The organism is Xanthomonas translucens pv. cerealis, assembly GCF_006838285.1.
GTDB classification, from domain to species: domain Bacteria; phylum Pseudomonadota; class Gammaproteobacteria; order Xanthomonadales; family Xanthomonadaceae; genus Xanthomonas_A; species Xanthomonas_A cerealis.
The window spans coordinates 3475724-3495162 of sequence record NZ_CP038228.1 but is presented as its reverse complement, the minus strand read 5'-3'; the positions used below and the strand labels follow the sequence as shown (position 1 = coordinate 3495162).

Genomic DNA, 19439 nt, shown 5'->3' with positions numbered 1-19439 from the left:
CATGTCCGATTGCATCATTTCCCCGTCCATCCTGTCCGCCGATTTCGCCCGCCTCGGCGAGGAAGTGGACAACGTCCTCAAGGCCGGCGCCGACTGGATCCATTTCGACGTGATGGACAACCATTACGTGCCGAACCTGACCATCGGCCCGATGGTGTGCCAGGCGCTGCGCAAGCACGGCGTCACCGCGCCGATCGACGTGCACCTGATGGTCGAGCCGGTGGACCGGTTGATCCCGGACTTCGCCGAGGCCGGCGCCAGCCTCATCAGCTTCCACCCCGAGGCCAGCCGCCACGTGCACCGCACGATCCAGCTGATCAAGTCGCACGGCTGCAAGGCCGGCCTGGTGCTCAACCCGGCTACGCCGGTAGACATCCTCGACTGGGTGCTGGACGACCTGGACCTGGTGCTGGTGATGTCGGTCAACCCGGGCTTCGGCGGCCAGGCATTCATCCCCTCGGCGCTGGACAAGCTGCGCGCGATCCGCACCAGGATCGACGCCAGCGGCAAGCCCATCCGGCTGGAGATCGACGGCGGGGTCAAGCCCGACAACATCGCCGCGATCGCCGCCGCCGGCGCCGACACCTTCGTCGCCGGCTCGGCCATCTTCAATACGCCCGACTATGCCGCGGTGATCGCGCAGATGCGGGCGGCGGTGGCGGCGCGCTGAGATGGCCGCGCTGCACATCCGCCCGGCTACCGCCGACGATGCCGCGCTGATCCTGCGCCTGATCCGCGACCTGGCCCGCTACGAGCGCGCCGAGGACGCGGTGCAGACCGACGAGGCCGGGCTGCGCGCCAGCCTGTTCGGCCCCGGCGCCAGCGCCCACGCGCTGATCTGCGAGGTCGACGCGCAGCCGGTCGGCTACGCGGTGTACTTCTACAACTACTCGACCTGGCTCGGCCGCAACGGCCTGTACCTGGAAGACCTGTACGTGGCCCCGGAACACCGCGGCAGCGGTGCCGGCAAGGCCTTGCTGCGGCATCTGGCGCGGCAGGCGCTGGCCGAGGGCTGCGGCCGTTTCGAATGGTCGGTGCTGGACTGGAACCAGCCGGCGATCGACTTCTACCAAGCCGCTGGCGCGCAGGCGCAGGACGAATGGACCGTGTATCGCCTGCAGGGCGAGGCGCTTGCCCGGTTCGCGGCCGGCTGAGCGCCGGCGCAAAAAAGAACCGCACTGTCGCCAGTGCGGCACCTGGGAGAAATCGGAGGCTGATCCTGCCTCCATCCGTCGTCCTTGCTATGGCCTTCCATGTTCCGGGCGGTCGGTGACGCACGTATGACATGCGGCCGACATCGCGCTGCTTGCCGGCCGCTGCGCCAGCGACCAATTCACGATCTCCGCATCCGCTGCCGGCTAGGCTGCAGGCCTGATCCCGGGAAGGTCCGCATGGCAGCAGCGCACTGGCGTCTGATCCTCAATGGCAAGTCGGCGGGCGACGAGCCGCTGCGCGCCGCCGTGTCCGCGCTGCGCGCGCGCGGCATCCAGTTGCAGGTGCGGGTGACCTGGGAGGAGGGCGATGCCGAACGCTACGTGGCCGAGGCGGTCGCCGACGGCGCCGACTGCATCGTCGCCGCCGGCGGCGACGGCACCCTGAGCGAAGTCGCCAGCGCGCTCGCGCATCATGACGCCGATGCCGCGGCGCTGCCGGCGCTGGGCCTGGTGCCGTTGGGCACGGCCAACGATTTCGCCACCGCCGCCGGCATTCCGGACACGCCGCTGGCGGCGCTGGAGCTGGTCGCGCAGGCGCCGGCCGTGGCCATCGACCTGCTGCGCATCAAGGCCGAGCACGGGCCGCACTGGTGCGCCAACGTCGCCAGCGGCGGCTTCGGCACCCAGGTCACGGTGGAAACCGACGAGGGCCTGAAGAAGATGCTCGGCGGCCTGGCCTACCTGATCACCGGCATGGGCAAGCTGGGCCAGATCGATCCGATCCAGGCGCGCTTCGAAGGGCCGGAGTTCGCCTGGGAAGGCGAATTCATCGCGCTCGGCCTGGGCAACGGACGCCAGGCCGGCGGCGGCCAGGCGCTGTGCCCGGACGCCTTGCTCGACGACGGCCTGCTCGACCTGACCATCGTCCCGGAGATGAACGGCGAACTCGCCGCGACCCTGGGCACGCTGCTCACCTCCGGCAAGCAGGCCGCGCTGGAGCGGGTCGCGGTGCGCGCGCAACTGCCGTGGCTGCGCATCGACGCGGCCATGCCGCTGACCTTGAACCTGGACGGCGAACCGGAGACCTCGCGGCACTTCCGCATCGATTGCGTCGCCGGCCGCCTGCGCATGCACCTGCCGGCCGACTCGGCCTTGCTGCGCGGCCGGGTTGGGTAGCGGCTTGCCGCTCGCTGGTCTGGAGAGTGGGTCGCGTCGCGACTGAAGTCGCTCCCACAATTGGACTTGCGGTGCGCCGGCTGTGTGCACTGTGGGAGGGACTTCAGTCCCGACTGGCATCCAGCCCAGGCAGTCCTGTCGTTTTCCAGGCTGCAACAGTCCATGCAGCGCAGCGTCGATGGTCCCTTCTGCAACCGTTGCCAGTCGCCGCAGTTGCGGTAAAGTAGCCGCCGTGTCCAGCCTGACGACCCCGCGTTCCTTCACTTCCGCTCGCCGTGCGTGGCGATGGTGGCCTGCAGCCGTCGTCCGCCCCGCCACCGAGTCCCGGAAGGAAAGCCGTCTTGATCACCCGCGAGCTGTTCCAGCGCTACGCCGCTGAAGGTCACACCCGTATCCCCGTCGTCCGCGAAGTGCTGTCCGACCTGGACACGCCGCTGTCGGTCTATCTCAAGCTCGCCGACGCCCCGCATACCTATCTGTTCGAATCGGTCGAAGGCGGCGAACGCTTCGGCCGCTACTCGATCATCGGCCTGCCGGTGCGCCGCGTGTACACCTTCAGCGGGCATACGCTGGAAGTGCGCGATCACGGCGAGTTGATCGAGCGCCGCGAGGTCGCCGATCCGTTCGCCGAGGTCGAGGCGCTGCGCTCGGCGCATTCGGTGCCCAGGCTCGACGGCGTGCCCGGCTTCACCGGCGGCCTGGTCGGCTGGTTCGGTTTCGAATGCATCGGCTACATCGAGCCGCGCTTGGCCAGCGGCGACAAGCGCAACGAGCTGGACACGCCGGACATCCTGCTGATGCTGTCCGAAGAGGTCGCGGTGTTCGACAACCTCAAGGGCCGCCTGTACCTGATCGTGCACGCCGATCCGCGCGACGCCGATGCCTGGGACCGGGCGCAGGCGCGGCTGGACGCGCTGACCGCCACGCTGCGCCAGCCCGGCGCCGGCTACCCGGTGCCGCTGGCGCGCGACGTGCTCGACGAAAGCGACTTCGTGTCTGGCTTCACCCGCGACGGCTTCATCGCCGCGGTGGAGAAATCCAAGGACTACATCCGCGCCGGCGACATCTTCCAGGTGGTGCTGAGCCAGCGCCTGAGCGTGCCGTTCAGCGCGCGCCCGGTGGACGTGTACCGCGCGCTGCGCGCGTTGAACCCGTCGCCGTACATGTATTTCCTCGATGTCGGCGACACCCAGGTGGTCGGTTCCTCGCCGGAGATCCTGGTGCGATTGGAAGCCGGCCAGGTCACCGTGCGCCCGATCGCCGGCACCCGCCCGCGCGGCAAGACCGTGGAAGAGGACCTGGCGCTGGAAGCGGAGCTGCTGGCCGATCCGAAGGAGCGCGCCGAACACCTGATGCTGATCGACCTGGGCCGCAACGACGCCGGCCGCGTGTCGCAGGCCGGCACCGTCGCGGTCGGCGAGCGCTTCGTGATCGAGCGCTACAGCCACGTGATGCACATCGTCAGCGAAGTCACCGGCACCTTGCTGCCCGGGCTCAGCTACGCCGACGTGCTGCGCGCCACGTTCCCGGCCGGCACCGTCAGCGGCGCGCCGAAGATCCGCGCGCTGGAAGTGATCCGCGAGCTGGAGCCGATCAAGCGCAACGTCTATGCCGGCAGCATCGGCTACCTCGGCTGGCACGGCGACGCCGACACCGCCATCGCCATCCGCACCGCGGTGATCAAGCACGGCCGCCTGCACGTGCAGGCCGGCGCCGGCATCGTCTACGACTCCGATCCGCAGAAAGAGTGGGACGAGACCATGAACAAGGGCCGCGCGCTGTTCCGCGCGGTGGCCGAGGCGGCGAAGGGGCTGTGAGCGTGCCCGCAGCGACCGCGCGGACCGGCTTCCGCAACGACTACAGCGAAGGCGCGCATCCGCGCCTGTTCGCCGCCCTGGCCGCGGCCAGTGCCGAGCAGAACGGCGGCTACGGCCTGGACCGGCACAGTGCACGCGCCGCGCAAATGATCCGCCGCGAATGCGCCTGCGCCCATGCCGAGGTGCACCTGCTGGTCGGCGGCACCCAGACCAACCTGGCCGCGATCGGCGCGTTCCTGCGCCCGCACCAGGCGGTGATCGCCGCCGCCTGCGGGCATATCGCCACCCACGAGACCGGTGCGATCGAGGCCACCGGGCACAAGGTGTTGACCGTGGACGCGGCCGATGGCCGGCTCAGTCCCGAACGGATCGCGCCGCTGCTGGCCGAACACGGCAACGAGCACATGGTGCAGCCGCGGCTGCTGTACGTGTCCAACACCACCGAACTCGGCACCATCTATCGCAAGCGTGAACTGCAGGCCTTGCGCGCGTTCTGCGATGCGCACGGGCTGTGGCTGTTTCTGGATGGCGCGCGCATCGGCAGCGCGCTCACTGCCGAGGGCAACGATCTGAGCCTGGCCGATGTCGCCGCGCTGACCGACGCGTTCTACATCGGCGGCACCAAGAACGGCGCCTTGCTCGGCGAAGCGCTGGTGATCGTCAACCCCGCGTTGCAGGCTGATTTCCGCTACCTGCTCAAGCAGCGCGGCGCGCTGCTGGCCAAGGGCATGGTGCTGGGCGCGCAGTTCGCCGCGCTGTTCGAGGATGGGCTGTTCTACGAACTGGCCGCGCACGCCAACCGCATGGCCGCGCGCCTGCGCGAGGGCCTGGCCGCGGCCGGCGCGCAGTTCGCGTCGGACTCGCCGACCAACCAGCTGTTCGTGACGCTGCCGGCCGACGCCGTCGAGGCGCTGGCGCAGCGCTACGATTTCGAGCGCTGGCAGCTGCTGGCCGACGGCCGCTGGGTGATCCGTTTCGTGACCTCGTGGGCCACGCAGGCCGTGGCGGTGGACGCGCTGTGCCGCGATTTCGCTGCGCTTTCGTACCCCGGCGCGCAGCGCGCGGCCGGCTGACATTCTTTCCGAAAACGTCCATGCGGTTCCTGATCGCGCAATGAGTCCTTTGCCATGCTGCTGATGCTCGACAACTACGACAGCTTCACCTACAACCTCGTGCAGTACCTGCAGGCGCTCGGCGCCGAGGTCAAGGTGCTGCGCAACGACGCGCTCAGCGTGGACGAGATCGAGCGGCTGGCGCCGGAGCGCATCGTGATCTCGCCCGGCCCGTGCACGCCGAACCAGGCCGGGGTGTCGCTGCAGCTGATCGAGCGGCTCGGCCAGCGCACGCCGATCCTGGGCGTGTGCCTGGGCCACCAGAGCATCGGCCAGGCCTACGGTGGCGAGGTGGTCCGCGCCGGCACCATCATGCACGGCAAGACCTCGCGCATCCGCCATGAAGGCCGCGGCGTGTTCGCCGGGTTGCCGGACCGCTACGAGGCCACCCGCTACCACTCGCTGGTGGTGGAGAAGACCACGCTGCCGGACTGCCTGGAAGTGACCGCCTGGACCGAAAACGAAGACGGCACGATGGAAGAGATCATGGGCCTGCGCCACCGCCAGTTCCCGGTCGAGGGCGTGCAGTTCCATCCCGAGTCGATCCTCACCGAGCACGGCCACGCGCTGCTGAAGAACTTCCTGAAGCGATGAGCATGCGCCTGCTCTATTTCCCGATGCGCGACGGCGACTGCGTGCTGATGGGCCAGGAAATCCTCGCGCACGCCAGCCTCTGATCCTTCCAGGAACCGCCATGACGCTGACCCCCCAACAAGCCCTGCAACGCACCATCGAGCACCGCGAGATCTTCCACGACGAGATGGTCGGGCTGATGCGGCAGATCATGCGCGGCGAAGTGTCGCCGATGATGACCGCGGCGATCCTCACCGGGCTGCGGGTGAAGAAGGAGACGATCGGCGAGATCGCCGGCGCGGCCGCGGTGATGCGCGAATTCTCGCGCACCGTCGAAGTGGCCGACCGCACCCATATGGTCGATATCGTCGGCACCGGCGGCGACGGCTCGCAGACCTTCAACATCTCCACCGGCGCGATGTTCGTGGCCGCCGCGGCCGGGGCCAAGGTGGCCAAGCACGGCAACCGCAGCGTCTCCTCCAAGTCCGGCAGCGCCGACGCGCTGGAGGCGCTGGGCGCGGCGATCGAGCTGCAGCCAGAGCAGGTGGCGCAGGCGCTGGCCGCCACTGGCATCGGCTTCATGTACGCGCCGGTGCACCACCCGGCGATGAAGGTGGTGGCGCCGGTGCGGCGCGAAATGGGGGTGCGCACCATCTTCAACATCCTCGGTCCGCTGACCAACCCGGCTGGCGCGCCGAACATCCTGATGGGCGTGTTCCATCCCGACCTGGTCGGCATCCAGGCGCGCGTGCTGCACGAGCTGGGCGCCGAGCGCGCGCTGGTGGTGTGGGGCCGCGACGGCATGGATGAACTCTCGCTCGGCGCCGGCACCCTGGTCGGCGAACTGCGCGACGGCCAAGTGCGCGAGTACGAAGTGCATCCGGAGGATTTCGGCATCGCCATGTCGGCCAGCCGCAATCTCAAGGTGGCCGACGCCGCCGAATCGATGGCGATGCTGCTCGGCGTGCTCGACAACGTGCCTGGCCCGGCGCTGGACATCGTCGCCTTCAACGCCGGCGCGGCGCTGTACGTGGCCGGCGTGGCGGCCGACATCGGCGCCGGCATCGTCCTGGCGCGTGCCGCGATCGCCGACGGCCGTGCGCGCGAAAAGCTAGAGGCGTACGTGGCGTGCACGCGACAGTTGGCGGCAGTCCGCGATGCAGAGCGCTTTCCCGCCTGAGCGCGGCGGATCGGCAAGGCCGCCGGCGCTGCTCATGCTCTTTGCCGATGGTGTTAGCGGCATCACGCATTGTGTGTACGCTCGCCTTCATGATCTTGGCCGATAATGCCCGGCCACCCTGCCCGGACACTGTGCACATGAGCGATATTCTCCGCACCATCCTCGCCCACAAGGCCGAAGAGGTGGCCACGCGCAGCGCGCGCGTGCCGCTGGCCGACTTGGTCGAGCGCGCCAAGGCCGCGCCGCCGGTACGTGGCTTCGCCCGCGCGCTGAAGGCCGCGGTCGCCAACGGCGATCCGGCGGTGATCGCCGAGGTCAAGAAGGCCAGCCCGTCCAAGGGCGTAATCCGGCCCGACTTCCATCCGGCCGACATCGCGGTCAGCTACGAGTTCGGCGGCGCCGCCTGCCTGTCGGTGCTGACCGACGAGAAATTCTTCCAAGGCCATGACCGCTACCTGCAGGAAGCGCGCGAGGCGTGCACGCTGCCGGTGCTGCGCAAGGACTTCATCAGCGACCCGTACCAGGTCTACGAGGCGCGCGTGCTCGGCGCCGACTGCATCCTGCTGATCGTCGCCGCGCTGGACGACCTGCAGCTGGCTGAACTGTCGGCGCTGGCGCTGCAGCTGGGCATGGACGTGCTGGTCGAAGTGCACGACATCGACGAGCTGGAGCGTGCGCTCCAGGTGCCGGCGCCGCTGATCGGCATCAACAACCGCAATCTGCGGACCTTCGAGGTCTCCCTGCAGACCACGCTGTCGATGCGCGACGCGGTGCCGCGCGACCGCCTGCTGGTCACCGAGAGCGGCATCCTCGGCGCGGCCGATGTGGCGATGATGCGCGCCGCAGGCGTGCACGCGTTCCTGGTCGGCGAGGCCTTCATGCGTGCCGAGGAACCCGGAGAGGCGCTGCGCCAGCTGTTCTTCGAGTCATGACCGGCGGCTATCCCGCCCCGCGTGCCGATGCGCCGCTGGTGGTGTTCGATTTCGACCACACGCTGTACGACGGCGACTCGGGTAGCCACCTGTTCGCCTGGCTGATCCGGCGCAATCCGCTGCGTCTGGCCGCCGCGCTGCTGGCCACGCCGCTGCTGGGTCCGCTGGTGGCGATGCTGCCGACCCGGCGCAGCGGCATTTCCGGCTACGTGTGGATCGCCAGCTTCGGCCTGCACCGCGCGCGCGAGTTCAACCGGGTGATCGACCAGTACGTGCTGCGGCACGAGGCGCGGATCCGCCAGCGCCTGCTGCCGCACGCGCTGGAGGTGTTCGCCCGGCACCGTGCCGCCGGCGACCGGGTGGTGGTCGCCACCGGCGCGCCGCCGGAGCTGGCGCGCGCCATCCTCGGCTTTGTCGCGCACCAGGACGTGCCGGTGGTCGGCAGCCTGATCGGCCCGCGGCTGGGCGCGGTCACCGCCACCCGCCACTGCCACAACGAAGAGAAGATGCGCATGCTGCGCGAGCTGGGCTATGGCGAGATCGCCACCGCCTATTCCGACAGCACCGCCGATCTGCCGTTGCTGCAGGCGGCCGCGGTGCCGGTGGTGGTCAATCCCAAGGCCTCGGCGGTGGCGCGCTTCCGCCGCGAACTGCCGTCCGGCACGCCGATCCTGAATTGGGGTTGCCGCGACCGCGCTGGCGACTAGGGCTTTGCGCCTGTCGCCCCGAGTGGGGGGCGGCGCCTGGAATAAGCACCATCGCTCGACACCAGCGCCCGGTGCAGCGGTTCGATCCAATGTCCCTGGCCGATGTCGTAGGCGCCGAAGCTGCCTTCGAATTGCCAGTACGCCCACGCGAAATGGCGTTTCTCGGCAGCATTGACCACCGCGGCGGTCAATGCCAGGCGATCGGCATTCGGCGCCTTCCGCGGCCGAGTCGGGCGAAGGCGTCGGCATCCGCCAGCGGTGTCAGCATCGCAGAGCCAACAGTATGGCGATCGTCGCAAGTCCACGGTTGCGCTGCATCGCGATCTCGCAAGTGGGGAGCAGGGAGCAGCATGCCGACCGAACGGCGGCGCGCGCCGGCGGCGTTCGCTGCGCATCACCGCGCCTGCCGGCGCCACGAATGCGAACCTGCAATCACCAAGGCGGCCGATGCGTCCGCAACGCCCTCGTGGCGAACGCTGCTGAACACTCCTGCAGCGCGATCTTTCGGCGGCTCTCCGGCGTCGCCCGGCAGCGTGCCGTGCGCGCGCATCCGCTTGCACTGTCTTGCCCGGCTAGGCCAGCCAGCGCGCCAGGGTGCTGCCGATCTGGTACAGGCTGATCCCGAGCACCAGCAGGCCTACCGCTACCAACACCCAGCGTTCGCGCACGCGCTTGACCAGCAGCGCCGCCAGCGGCGCGGCCAGCATGCCACCGACCAGCAGGCCGAGCACGATCTGCAGGTGCTGAATGCCCATGCTCAGCAGGAAGGTCAGCGAGATCGACAGCGTCACCAGGAATTCGGCGGCATTGACCGTGCCGATCGTGGTGCGCGCTTGGCCGCCGCGCGCCAGCAGGGTCGAGGTCGCCACCGGCCCCCAGCCGCCGCCGCCGCTGGCATCGAGCAGGCCGGCGACGAAGCCCAGCAGCGGCACCCGCCGCACCTGCTGCCGCGGCAGCGTGCGGCCGGCGGCGCGCAACAGGATCAGCAACGCCAGGCCCAGCAGATACAGATGCACGAACGGGCGGATCACATCGCCCGGCAGTTGGGTCAGCACGTAGGCGCCGAGGATGCCGCCGGCCATGCCCGGCAGCGCCAGGCGCAGGAACAGGCGCTTGTCGACATTGCCCAGCGCCAGATGCGACAGACCCGAGGCGCCGGTGGTGAACACTTCGGCGCTGTGCACGCTGGCGCTGACCGCCGCCGGCGGCAGGCCCATGCTCAGCAGCACCGACGAGGACACCAGGCCGAAGGCCATGCCCAGCGCACCATCGACCAGCTGCGCCGCCAGGCCGACCAGCACGAACCAATAGAACGTCTCGCTCAGCACCATCGCGGTGGACCGCCGCCGCCAGCGCGGCGCGCGGTCACGGCCTTGCGCTCAGCGCGCGCCGTACAGTACTACGGTCTTGCCGCGGGCGTGCAGGATGCCGTCCACTTGCAGTTTCTTCAGCACGCGGCCGGCCATCTCGCGCGAGCAGCCGACCAGCCGCGCCAGCTCCTGCCGCGATACGCGCAACTGCATGCCCTGCGGGTGACTCATCGCTTCCGGTTCCTGCGCCAGGTCGTGCAGGGTGCGCACGATGCGGTCGGTGACGTCCAGGAACGCCAGGCGGCTGGCCTTACGCGAGGTGTCGAGCAGGCGCTTGGACAGCTGCACGCCGATCGCGTAAAGCACACGCGGCGCATCGGCCGACAGCGAGCCCAGGAACAACTGGTGCAATCGTTCGTAGCTGATCTCGGCCAGCTCGCACGGGGTACGGGTGCGCAGGATCACCTCGCGCTGGTCCGATTCGATGAACAGGCCCATCTCGCCGACGAACTCGCCGCTGCCGAAATAGCCCAGCACCAACTCGCGGTCGTCATCTTCCTCCGCGATGATGCTGACCGAGCCGCTGACGACATAGTACAGGGTGCCGGCCGGATCGCCGGGTCTGAACACGTCGGTACGCGCCGGATAGCGTCGCCGATGGCTATGCGCCAGAAAGCGATCCATGGTGGCGGTATCCAACGTCAGAGGACTTGGAGCGATGCGCACAGGTGTTGCTGTGGAGGTGTTTCCGGGACTCATGGCGGCTTCGCTACTACGTGAGGCCCGAAGCTTAACGGGACACGTTGTCTGCGGCAAACGAGCGCCAGTCCCCACGTTTCGCTACGCGTGCGTTTGTCGCATAATTGCTGCCCTTTATACCCCGTCCATCTTTTTAGAGGATTCACGCCCGTGGTCAAGCCGTTGCCTCGTCTGAGGCTGCAAGGTTTCAACAACCTCACCAAGGCGTTGAGCTTCAACATCTACGACGTCTGCTATGCGGTTTCCGAAGAGGAGCGCCAGCGCTACATCGAGTACATCGACGAGCAGTACGACGCCGACCGGCTGACCGAGATCCTCACCGATGTGGCCGAGATCATCGGCGCCAACATCCTCAACATCGCGCGCCAGGACTACGATCCGCAGGGCGCCTCGGTGACCATCCTGATCTCCGAAGAGCCGGTGATCGACAAGAAGCTGGCCGGCAAGGAGATCATCTCCGACGCGGTGGTCGCGCACATGGACAAGAGCCACATCACCGTCCATACCTACCCGGAAACCCATCCGCAGCACGGCATCGCGACCTTTCGCGCGGATATCGACGTCGCCACCTGCGGGGTGATCTCGCCGCTGAAAGCGCTCAACTACCTGATCGAGCGGCTGGAATCGGACATCGTGATCATGGATTACCGCATCCGCGGCTTCACCCGCGACGTGAAGGGCAAGAAGCACTACATCGACCACAAGATCAATTCGATCCAGAACTTCCTGGCCAAGAACATCAAGGCGCGCTACGAGATGTTCGACGTCAACGTGTATCAGGAGAACATCTTCCACACCAAGATGCACCTGAAGGACTTCGACCTGGACCAGTACCTGTTCGAGGAAAAAGCCAAGAACCTGTCGTTCAAGGAGCGCATGCGCATCGAGGCGCTGCTCAAGCGCGAAATCGAGGAACTGTTCCACGGTCGCAATCTGGCCGAGTAGCGCGTCACACTCGGCGGGACGGCCCGCCCCGCGGCGTTTTGCGCTGCGACCCCTGACGACGGCGGCCCGGTGTGCAGACATCGGGCCTTTTTTTGTCCTTATTTGTCTACGGAGACAGACAATGCCATGGATCTATCTGCTGCTCGCCGGCCTGTTCGAAATCGGCTTCGCGCTCGGCCTCAAATACAGCGAAGGCTTCACCCGTCTGTGGCCGACGCTGGGCACGCTGGCCGGTGCTGGGATCAGCCTGTGGCTGCTGACCCAGGCGCTGAAACACATACCGCTGGGTACGGCGTATGCGATCTGGACCGGGATCGGTGCGTTGGGCACCGCCGCGCTGGGCATCGCGCTGTTCGGCGACAGTGCTTCGCCGGCGCGGCTGGCCTGCATCGGCCTGATCGTGGCCGGGGTGATCGGCCTGAAGCTGGTCCAGTCCTGAGCGTTGCAGGCGGCGCCAGGTGAGAACGGGCCGAATGCGATAGCGCTGCGGTCGGTGCGCTGCGCCGGCTCCGCGGGACTGGCACGGGCGCTTAGGCGACGGCGGCGCGGCGCGTGCCGAGCACGCGTCCGATCAGCACCTGGTGCGCGGCCGCGGCCAGCAGCGCGGCGATCGACAGCGCGATCGCCAGCCGGGTCAGCACGCTGCCGAGGTTGCCGGCGTGCTGCAACTGGTCGAGGCGGCCGAAGCGCGACGGGTCGGCGTTGGCGTAGGCGATCTCCACCGTGGCGCCATCGAGCAGCAGCGGCGCGGCCTCGGCGCCGCTGGCCTCGAACGTGCCGCGGTGCAGCCGGCCCTTGCTCTCGAAGACATAGTGGAAGCGGTAATGCACCAGCGGTTCGGTATGCACGCCGAAGGCACCGTCGGCGATCACCGGCACCGTCGCCACCGAGTGGTCGTGCAGGATCGCGCTGGCATGGCGATAGTCCCCGAGCAGGTGGTACAGCAGGGCGCCGCCACCGAGCACGAACAGGCTGGCGAACAGCAGGCGCGAGAGCCAGCGTGTCCGTGGCGAGGGGATATGGATGGAGCGTGCGGGCATGTCGGTCGGAAAGGCGCGCGCAAGCGGCATGGCTCGGCGCAGTGGTGCATGGGGTACAGGCGGTGCCGGGATGGAACCGCCGGTCGCTGGAACAGGGAGGGGGTGACGTAGAATCAGTCAGCTTTCGTTCACTTTAACCCGAATGCGCCGGCAATGCCAGTGCGCTGTCCCGCGACAGGGGCGCCGCGCCGCGCTCAAAGCCGGTAGGCGACCGCTTTCATCAGCCGCGAGGCCGCTGCCATCAGGCTCGGGATCGGCGCCGGCAAGCGCCGCGCGCCGGCCTGTTCGGCGTGTTCGGCATGGCGCGCCTCGTCGGTTTTCATCACCTTAAGTATGTCGCGGCTGCGCAGGTCGGCCGGCGGCAGCGTCTGCAGGTGCTCGTCCAGGTGCGCCTCGACTTGGCGTTCGGTCTCCACCACGAAACCGAGGTTCCAGCCGTCGCCGCGCAGCCCTGCCAGGCTGCCGATCGCATAGCTGCCGGCGTACCAGACCGGATTGAACAGGCTCGGGCGGCTGTCCAGTTCGCGCAGCCGCTTCGCGCACCAGGCCAGGTGGTCGGTCTCTTCCTGCGCCGCCTCCAGCAGGTGCAGGCGGGTGGCCGGGTCGCGCGCGACCGCGGCCTGGCCGAAGTACAGCCCCTGCGCGCAGACCTCGCCGACATGATTGATACGCATCAGCCCGGCAGCGTGGCGGCGTTCGTCCGATGCCAGCACCACGTCGGCGCTCGCCGCGGCGGGGTAGGGGCGCTGCGCCGGCGGATTGCCGAACACCGTCTCCAGCGCGCGCTGGGCTTCGACCAGGGCGCGGTCGAGCGGGGTATGCAGGCGGGGAGCCGTCATCGCGATGGGCCTGGGAACGGTGGGGGATTCGATTTTCGCCGCGGGGCGCCGCGATGCCAAGCGCCGGCCGGCGCTGGCGTCCCGCGCAGGGGGCGGACTTGCGTGTGCCGCTGCCGGCGCGTAGAATTTCGCCTCTTGCGTTTTTGCAAGTCACAACGCGTGGCAAAGTTCAGGCAGCGTGCTGCCGGAATCCGCCCGACCAACCGAGTCTTCTTTAATGAGCACCTTCACCGCTAAGTCCGAGACCGTCCAGCGCGACTGGTATCTCGTCGACGCCGCCGGCAAAACGCTTGGCCGGCTCTCCACCGAATTGGCCCGCCGTCTGCGCGGCAAGCACAAGCCGGTCTACACCCCGCACGTCGATACCGGCGATTACCTGGTGGTGATCAACGCCGAGAAGATCACGGTCACCGGCAACAAGCTCAATGACAAGAAGTACCACCGCTTCACCGGCTACATCGGCAACCTGAAGACCGAGACCTTGGCGCAGGCGCTGGAGCGTCATCCCGAGCGCGTCATCGAGATCGCGGTCAAGGGCATGCTGCCGAAGGGTCCGCTGGGTCGCGCCATGTACCGCAAGCTCAAGGTCTACAAGGGCCCCGAGCATCCGCATACCGCCCAGCAGCCGCAAGTTCTGGATATCTAATCATGGCGATCACGCAAAACTACGGCACCGGCCGCCGCAAGTCCTCCACCGCCCGCGTGTTCCTGCGCAAGGGTACCGGCAACATCACCGTCAACAACCGTCCGCTGGACGAGTTCTTCGGCCGTGAGACCGCGCGCATGATCGTGCGCCAGCCGCTGGAGCTGACCAAGAATACCGAGAGCTTCGACATCTTCGTCACCGCCGCTGGCGGCGGCACCACCGGCCAGGCCGGTGCGATCCGCCTGGGCATCGCCCGCGCGCTGGTCGAGTACGACGAAACCCTGAAGTCCGAGCTGCGCAAGGCCGGCTTCATGACCCGCGATGCCCGCGAAGTCGAGCGCAAGAAAGTCGGTCTGCACAAGGCGCGTCGCGCCAGCCAGTTCTCCAAGCGCTGATCCACCGCGCCTGGCGCGGAATCCTTCGGGATTCCCCTGGGAAATACGCAAAAGCCCGGCTCCGGCCGGGCTTTTGTCGTTTCGGGGTTCGGGCCTGTGCCGCGGAGACCGGCGGGCCATCGAAATGGCGGAGCCAAGCAATGGCGACTGCTGCTGATCGCGCGCGTTCGATCGCTGCACCCAGGGCAATGCGTCATTCAACAGCATCGGCAGTCGAGCGCGGCCTGCCCTCGGATCAAGGCTTTACTTCCGATCTGCATCAAAGTGTCTGGTGAAAAGCCCCCTTGAAGTCCAAGGGGGCGCGCCGACAGGCGCGGGGATGTGGGAGCGGAAGGGCTGGGGCCCGCATCTTGCGCAGCAAGGTGCGGGGCGTAGGCGTGTTGCGCCTACGCAAACCCCGCGCCAAACAAAAAAGAAAGGCCGATCAAAGATCGGCCTTTCTTTTTTGTTTGGCTGCCCCGGATGGATTCGAACCACCGATGCCTGAGTCAGAGTCAGGTGCCTTACCGCTTGGCGACGGGGCAATGTCGCATATCGCAATTATTGCACGCTTGCTGCGTGGACACCATGGTGGCTATGGGTGGACTCGAACCACCGACCCCAGCATTATGAGTGCTGTGCTCTAACCGGCTGAGCTACATAGCCTTGGTGAACCGCCAATTCTTATAGCAAATCGGGCGGCTGTCAACGGGTTTTTGCCGCGCTTGTGGGCCGGCCGCCGCCATGGCAGAGTCGGAGCCAGTAGATTTTTCAGGAGTCCGCATCGTGATCGATCCGGACGGTTATCGACCTAACGTGGGCATCGTGCTGATGCGGCCGGATGGTCAGGTGTTCTGGGCACGTCGCGTGCGCCGGGATGGCTGGCAGTTCCCGCAAGGCGGCATGAATACCGACGAGACCCCGGTCGAGGCCATGTACCGCGAGTTGCGTGAAGAGACCGGGCTGTTGCCAGAGCACGTCGACGTGCTCGGGGCGACGCCTGGCTGGCTGCGCTATCGGCTGCCCAGCCGCGCCATCCGCCGCAACGAACGCCAGGTGTGCATCGGCCAGAAACAGGTCTGGTTCCTGCTGCAGATGCGCTGCGACGAGAGCGAGTTGAATCTGGAGCTGACCGAGACCCCGGAGTTCGACCATTGGCGCTGGGTCGACTTCTGGTATCCGGTGGAGCACGTGGTGCTGTTCAAGCGCGGCGTCTACGCGCGCGCGCTGCGGCATCTGGCGCCGTTGGCGCAGACCATCGCCGGGCCGGGTATCCGCGCCATGCCGACCCTGGCCCAGGAAGCGTGGATGCCAGGCAACAACGCCGGCCACGAGCGTCCGCGCAAGCGGGCGCGCAAGCACGGCGGGCCTTTGGCCGCCCGGATTAATAACGATTAACGCCCGGAATTGACAACCATTCTCACTTTGGGTTGAATGGCGGCAGGCGCAGTCCGCGCCGTTCGCCGCCAACGCCATCGTGTACGTCTGCATCTGCAATGGGGTCACCGATCGTCAGATCCGCGAAGCCGCCGACGCCGGCTGCCGCAGCGTGTCCGAGCTGACCATGCGCACCGGTTGCGGTGCCACCTGCGGTTCCTGCCTGGACATGGCCGGCGACCTGCTGGAACGCGCGCTGCTGCGCGAGCTGCCGTTGCCCCTGCTCGGCGGCATGGCCCGCGCCGCCTGAAAGTAGCGGTCCCGCGGCGCGGATGCGCAGCGGGATGATCACGATTCGCGTTCCTTCACGGCCGCGGCCGATTCGCTAAAGTCTGCGCTTTCCACGTATTAGCGAGCACTGCGATGAAGGGCGACAGCAAGGTCATCGAGTTCCTCAACAAGGTCCTCTACAACGAGTTGACCGCGATCAATCAGTACTTCCTGCACGCCAAGATGCTGAAGAACTGGGGGCTGAAGGAACTGGCCGAACACGAGTACAAGGAATCGATCGATGAGATGAAGCACGCCGACAAGTTGGCGGACCGCATCCTGTTCCTCGAGGGGCTGCCCAACTTTCAGGCGCTGGGCAAGCTGCGCATCGGCGAGAACCCGAAGGAAATCCTCGAGTGCGACCTGGCCCTGGAGCAGGACGGCACCACCGCCCTGCGCGACGGCATCGCCTACGCCGAGTCGATCCAGGACTACGTCAGCCGTCAGTTGCTGGCCGACATCCTGGAGTCGGAAGAAGAGCACATCGACTGGCTGGAAACCCAGCTGGATCTGATCGGTCGCATCGGCGAGCCGAATTATCTGCTGACCAAGCTCGAGGACTGAGCGGGTTGCTGGCCGTCTCGCCCAGTCATGGATGCTGGCACTCGTGTAGCGGCGGCTTCAGCCGCGACAGATCCTAAAAGTACCTACGGGTGAGACCTGTCGCGGCCGAAGCCGCTCCTACAGGGGGCCGCGGGCCGGTTATGGCGCGGCGCTTTCCGCGGCGTCGCGCAAGGTGTTGCGGTAGCCCTTCAGGGCCAGCCGCGCACGCGCGAATTCGGCGATGACCAGCGCCACCACGACCGCCGGGTGCTCCAATTGATGGGCGCGCACGCCGTCCTCGATGCGCGCGGCCGCAGCCGCCAGCGCCAGCGCGCCTACATTGGCCGCCGAGGACTTCAGCGTATGCGCCGCGTCGCGCAACGGGTCCAGTTGCGGGATCGCAGTGGCCTGCTCCATGCGTTGGATCAGCTGCGGCGCATCGCCCAGGAACACTTCGACGATCTGCGCGGTGGTCGCGTTGCCGGCGAGTTCGCGCAAGTCGTCGAGCACCGCGATGTCCAGCACCGGCAACGGTGTCGGCGGCAGCATCGGCGCCGGCTCGACGGCAGCGACGGCAGGCGCCGGCGTGGCGCTGGATGACGGCGCCGGCGCGGCCGCAGTTGCCGACGTAGTCGTCTGCGTCTCCACATCCGTCGCCAGCGTCACCGCTGCCAGCGCGGCATGTGCTGCGCGGTGCGGCAGCCAGCGGTGCAGGCATGCCGTCAGCAATTCGCGGTTGACCGGCTTGGACAGGTAGTCGTCCATGCCGGCCTCCAGGCAGCGCTGGCGGTCGCCGGCCATGGCATTGGCGGTCATCGCCACGATCGGCAGCCGCGGCCGTCCCGTCGCCGCTTCGGACTGGCGCCACTGGCGGGTGGCGGCGTAGCCGTCCAGCACCGGCATCTGGCAGTCCATCAGCACCAGGTCGTAGGCCTGCGCGTCCAATTGCGCCAGCGCGGCGGCGCCGTCGGCGGCGCTGTCGCTGCGGTAGCCGAGCACGTCGAGCAGCTTCTGTGCGACCAGCAGGTTGACCGGGTTGTCCTCGACCAACAGCAGGCGGTAGTCGGCGGCCGGCGAGGCCGGGCCGGCATGGGCGTCCGGGTCCGGCGCGAGGGTGGTCGCCGCTGTCGGCGCTGTCTCGGCGGCGTCCGCGGGATCCAGTTCCGCGATGGAATCGGGTAGCAGCAATCCTGCAACGGAAGGTGCGGCCGCCGCAGGCGCCAGCGCGAGCATGCCGCGCAGGTCCAGGTCCGTCGCCTGCCGCGACAGCAGCGCGCCGTGGGCGCGGATTTCATCGGGAATCTCCACGTCCCCGTACAGCCAGGTCATGCGCACCCCGTGCGATGCCGGCAAGCGCGCCACCGTGCGCTGCAACGCGCGTGCGCTCTGGCGCAGGCTGTCGAGGTCGCCGATCACCAGGTGGTAGGGCGTGTAACCGGGGCCGCCGGCGCGCAGCCGCTCCACCGCTTCCTGGGTCGAGTCGACCTTGCTCAGTTGCACGCCCCAGTTCGGCAGCAGGCCTTTCAGGCGCTGGTACAAGCGCAGGTCGGCGCCGACCAGCAGCGCGTGCAGCCGCGGCAGGCCGCCCTGGATCTGCGGCAGGTCGCCGATCACCTTCAGCAGCGGGATCTCGAACCAGAACGTGGCGCCGCGGTCGCTGACCGATTCCACGCCGATGCGCCCGCCCATCAGGTCGACGATGCGCTTGCAGATCGCCAGCCCCAGGCCGGTGCCGCCGTACAGGCGGGTGGTGGAGGCATCTGCCTGGGTGAAGGAGCGGAACAGCCGTTGCTGCTGTTCGGGGCTGATGCCGATGCCGGTGTCGCGCACCTCCAGTCGCAGCAGGTGCTGCGCAGGGGTTTCGCCGAGGCGGCGCACGCGCAGCTCCACGCTGCCGCGCGCGGTGAACTTGATCGCGTTGCCGATCAGGTTGCTCAGCACCTGCCGCAGCCGCACCGGGTCGCCGCGCACCGGCAGGCGCACCGCAGGGTCCAGCTGCAGGCTCACGCGCAAGCCCTTGGCCTCGGCTGAGCGCTGCATCAGGTGCAGCACGCCGTCGAGCAGGTCGCGCAGGTTGAAGCTGGTGATCTCCAGCTCCAGCCGGTTCGCTTCCAGCTTGGAGTAGTCGAGGATGTCGTCGACGATGCGCAGCAGTTGCAGCGAGGAGTCGTTGGAGGCGCGCAGCATCTCGCGCTGCTCGGTGCCGAGCTGGCCGCGCGCGATCAGTTCCAGCATCGGGATGATGCCATTGAGCGGAGTGCGGATCTCGTGGCTCATGGTGGCCAGGAATTCGCCCTTGGCCATCGCCGCGGCCTCGGCCGCCTGCTTGGCCTGCACCAGTTCCCGCTCCAGGCGCTCGCGCAGATGCACGTCGCGCTGCAGCGCGTCGCGTTCGGACTCGGCCAGCGCGGCGCGCGCCAGCGCCGCATCCAGCGCGCCGGCCTGCTGCCGCGCGCGCCAACCGGCGAGCAGGGCCAGCAGTGCGGCGGCACCGATGCAGGCCAGTGCCAGCAGTTGCCACGGCGGCGGTGGCGCCAGTGCCGGCACCGCCAGCAGCGCGCCGGCGGCGGCGCTCGCCGCGCTGGCCGCGGCCAGCCACGGCAGGGGCCGGCGCCGGTGTGCGGG

At 68.2% G+C, this 19439-nt stretch carries 22 protein-coding genes and 2 tRNA genes; 16 read left to right on the top strand and 8 right to left on the bottom strand.

Annotated features, from left to right (window positions below; all coding sequences use genetic code 11):
- Nucleotide 1 precedes the first annotated feature (1 nt).
- The 9 genes from rpe (at nucleotide 2) to E4A48_RS15500 (ending at nucleotide 8651) form a co-directional block, all read left to right on the top strand.
- Nucleotides 2-670: a ribulose-phosphate 3-epimerase gene (gene rpe, locus E4A48_RS15540; protein ID WP_142742732.1), complete on the top strand. Its 669-nt coding sequence runs from the start codon at nucleotides 2-4 to the stop codon at nucleotides 668-670.
- Between the two features lies 1 nt (nucleotide 671).
- Nucleotides 672-1154 carry a GNAT family N-acetyltransferase gene (locus E4A48_RS15535; protein ID WP_142742731.1) on the top strand — a complete coding sequence of 161 codons (483 nt, stop codon included), beginning with the start codon at nucleotides 672-674 and terminating at the stop codon, nucleotides 1152-1154.
- 237 nt (nucleotides 1155-1391) lie between these two features.
- Nucleotides 1392-2330, top strand: a complete 939-nt coding sequence (gene yegS / locus E4A48_RS15530; RefSeq protein WP_142742730.1) for a lipid kinase YegS — start codon at nucleotides 1392-1394, stop codon at nucleotides 2328-2330.
- Between the two features lie 341 nt (nucleotides 2331-2671).
- The gene (trpE, locus tag E4A48_RS15525; RefSeq protein WP_039008181.1) at nucleotides 2672-4147 is read left to right on the top strand and encodes an anthranilate synthase component I; all 1476 of its coding nucleotides are present in this window, start codon (nucleotides 2672-2674) and stop codon (nucleotides 4145-4147) included.
- The gene (locus E4A48_RS15520; RefSeq protein ID WP_409976344.1) at nucleotides 4144-5220 is read left to right on the top strand and encodes a threonine aldolase family protein; all 1077 of its coding nucleotides are present in this window, start codon (nucleotides 4144-4146) and stop codon (nucleotides 5218-5220) included. Before trpE ends, E4A48_RS15520 begins: the two co-directional genes overlap by 4 nt.
- 54 nt (nucleotides 5221-5274) lie before the next feature.
- On the top strand, nucleotides 5275-5853 hold the full coding sequence (locus E4A48_RS15515) for an anthranilate synthase component II (protein ID WP_142742728.1): 579 nt from the start codon (nucleotides 5275-5277) through the stop codon (nucleotides 5851-5853).
- Nucleotides 5854-5953: 100 nt separating this feature from the next.
- Complete coding sequence (gene trpD, locus E4A48_RS15510) at nucleotides 5954-7012, top strand: anthranilate phosphoribosyltransferase (protein ID WP_142742727.1); 1059 nt, start codon at nucleotides 5954-5956, stop codon at nucleotides 7010-7012.
- 137 nt (nucleotides 7013-7149) lie between these two features.
- Entirely contained in the window at nucleotides 7150-7944 is a 795-nt protein-coding gene (gene trpC / locus E4A48_RS15505; RefSeq protein ID WP_039008176.1) for an indole-3-glycerol phosphate synthase TrpC, read from the top strand.
- Nucleotides 7941-8651, top strand: a complete 711-nt coding sequence (locus E4A48_RS15500; protein ID WP_039008174.1) for a haloacid dehalogenase-like hydrolase — start codon at nucleotides 7941-7943, stop codon at nucleotides 8649-8651. Before trpC ends, E4A48_RS15500 begins: the two co-directional genes overlap by 4 nt.
- Here the strand turns inward: E4A48_RS15500 and E4A48_RS15495 are convergent.
- From E4A48_RS15495 to crp, 3 genes are all read right to left on the bottom strand, one after another.
- Nucleotides 8648-8842, bottom strand: a complete 195-nt coding sequence (locus tag E4A48_RS15495; RefSeq protein WP_058196734.1) for a hypothetical protein — start codon at nucleotides 8840-8842, stop codon at nucleotides 8648-8650. The two genes, E4A48_RS15500 and E4A48_RS15495, sit on opposite strands and share 4 nt — an antisense overlap.
- Nucleotides 8843-9223: 381 nt before the next feature.
- On the bottom strand, nucleotides 9224-9982 hold the full coding sequence (locus E4A48_RS15490) for a sulfite exporter TauE/SafE family protein (RefSeq protein ID WP_142742726.1): 759 nt from the start codon (nucleotides 9980-9982) through the stop codon (nucleotides 9224-9226).
- A gap of 48 nt (nucleotides 9983-10030) precedes the next feature.
- Nucleotides 10031-10720 carry a cAMP-activated global transcriptional regulator CRP gene (gene crp / locus E4A48_RS15485; protein ID WP_003470245.1) on the bottom strand — a complete coding sequence of 230 codons (690 nt, stop codon included), beginning with the start codon at nucleotides 10718-10720 and terminating at the stop codon, nucleotides 10031-10033.
- A gap of 150 nt (nucleotides 10721-10870) precedes the next feature.
- Here crp and speD point away from each other — a divergent pair, with 150 nt between their 5' ends.
- A complete protein-coding gene (gene speD, locus E4A48_RS15480) occupies nucleotides 10871-11665 on the top strand; it encodes an adenosylmethionine decarboxylase (RefSeq protein ID WP_003476431.1) in 795 nt (264 codons plus the stop codon).
- A 121-nt stretch (nucleotides 11666-11786) separates the two neighbouring features.
- A complete protein-coding gene (locus E4A48_RS15475) occupies nucleotides 11787-12104 on the top strand; it encodes a DMT family transporter (RefSeq protein ID WP_003470247.1) in 318 nt (105 codons plus the stop codon).
- Between the two features lie 91 nt (nucleotides 12105-12195).
- Here the strand turns inward: E4A48_RS15475 and E4A48_RS15470 are convergent, their stop codons facing one another.
- Together E4A48_RS15470 and coq7 are read right to left on the bottom strand one after the other, a co-directional pair.
- On the bottom strand, nucleotides 12196-12705 hold the full coding sequence (locus E4A48_RS15470; RefSeq protein ID WP_235426577.1) for a hypothetical protein: 510 nt from the start codon (nucleotides 12703-12705) through the stop codon (nucleotides 12196-12198).
- 194 nt (nucleotides 12706-12899) lie between these two features.
- The gene (coq7, locus tag E4A48_RS15465) at nucleotides 12900-13544 is read right to left on the bottom strand and encodes a 2-polyprenyl-3-methyl-6-methoxy-1,4-benzoquinone monooxygenase (RefSeq protein ID WP_142742725.1); all 645 of its coding nucleotides are present in this window, start codon (nucleotides 13542-13544) and stop codon (nucleotides 12900-12902) included.
- A gap of 217 nt (nucleotides 13545-13761) precedes the next feature.
- Here coq7 and rplM point away from each other — a divergent pair, with 217 nt between their 5' ends.
- Together rplM and rpsI are read left to right on the top strand one after the other, a co-directional pair.
- The gene (gene rplM / locus E4A48_RS15460; RefSeq protein ID WP_039008165.1) at nucleotides 13762-14190 is read left to right on the top strand and encodes a 50S ribosomal protein L13; all 429 of its coding nucleotides are present in this window, start codon (nucleotides 13762-13764) and stop codon (nucleotides 14188-14190) included.
- A 2-nt stretch (nucleotides 14191-14192) separates the two neighbouring features.
- Complete coding sequence (rpsI, locus tag E4A48_RS15455; protein ID WP_039008163.1) at nucleotides 14193-14585, top strand: 30S ribosomal protein S9; 393 nt, start codon at nucleotides 14193-14195, stop codon at nucleotides 14583-14585.
- A 450-nt stretch (nucleotides 14586-15035) separates the two neighbouring features.
- Here the strand turns inward: rpsI and E4A48_RS15450 are convergent.
- Nucleotides 15036-15109: transfer RNA gene (locus E4A48_RS15450), tRNA-Gln, on the bottom strand.
- A gap of 44 nt (nucleotides 15110-15153) precedes the next feature.
- A tRNA-Met gene (locus tag E4A48_RS15445) sits at nucleotides 15154-15230 on the bottom strand.
- A gap of 120 nt (nucleotides 15231-15350) precedes the next feature.
- On the opposite strand from E4A48_RS15445, the gene E4A48_RS15440 reads away from it, so the two are divergent.
- From E4A48_RS15440 to bfr, 3 genes are all read left to right on the top strand, one after another.
- Nucleotides 15351-15962 carry an RNA pyrophosphohydrolase gene (locus E4A48_RS15440; protein ID WP_039008162.1) on the top strand — a complete coding sequence of 204 codons (612 nt, stop codon included), beginning with the start codon at nucleotides 15351-15353 and terminating at the stop codon, nucleotides 15960-15962.
- A 79-nt stretch (nucleotides 15963-16041) separates the two neighbouring features.
- Nucleotides 16042-16251 carry a (2Fe-2S)-binding protein gene (locus E4A48_RS15435; protein ID WP_058196882.1) on the top strand — a complete coding sequence of 70 codons (210 nt, stop codon included), beginning with the start codon at nucleotides 16042-16044 and terminating at the stop codon, nucleotides 16249-16251.
- Between the two features lie 113 nt (nucleotides 16252-16364).
- Complete coding sequence (bfr, locus tag E4A48_RS15430) at nucleotides 16365-16835, top strand: bacterioferritin (protein WP_142742724.1); 471 nt, start codon at nucleotides 16365-16367, stop codon at nucleotides 16833-16835.
- 138 nt (nucleotides 16836-16973) lie between these two features.
- On the opposite strand, the gene E4A48_RS15425 is transcribed toward bfr, so the two are convergent.
- The gene (locus tag E4A48_RS15425) at nucleotides 16974-19409 is read right to left on the bottom strand and encodes a hybrid sensor histidine kinase/response regulator (protein WP_185910780.1); all 2436 of its coding nucleotides are present in this window, start codon (nucleotides 19407-19409) and stop codon (nucleotides 16974-16976) included.
- Between the last annotated feature and the right edge of the window lie 30 nt (nucleotides 19410-19439).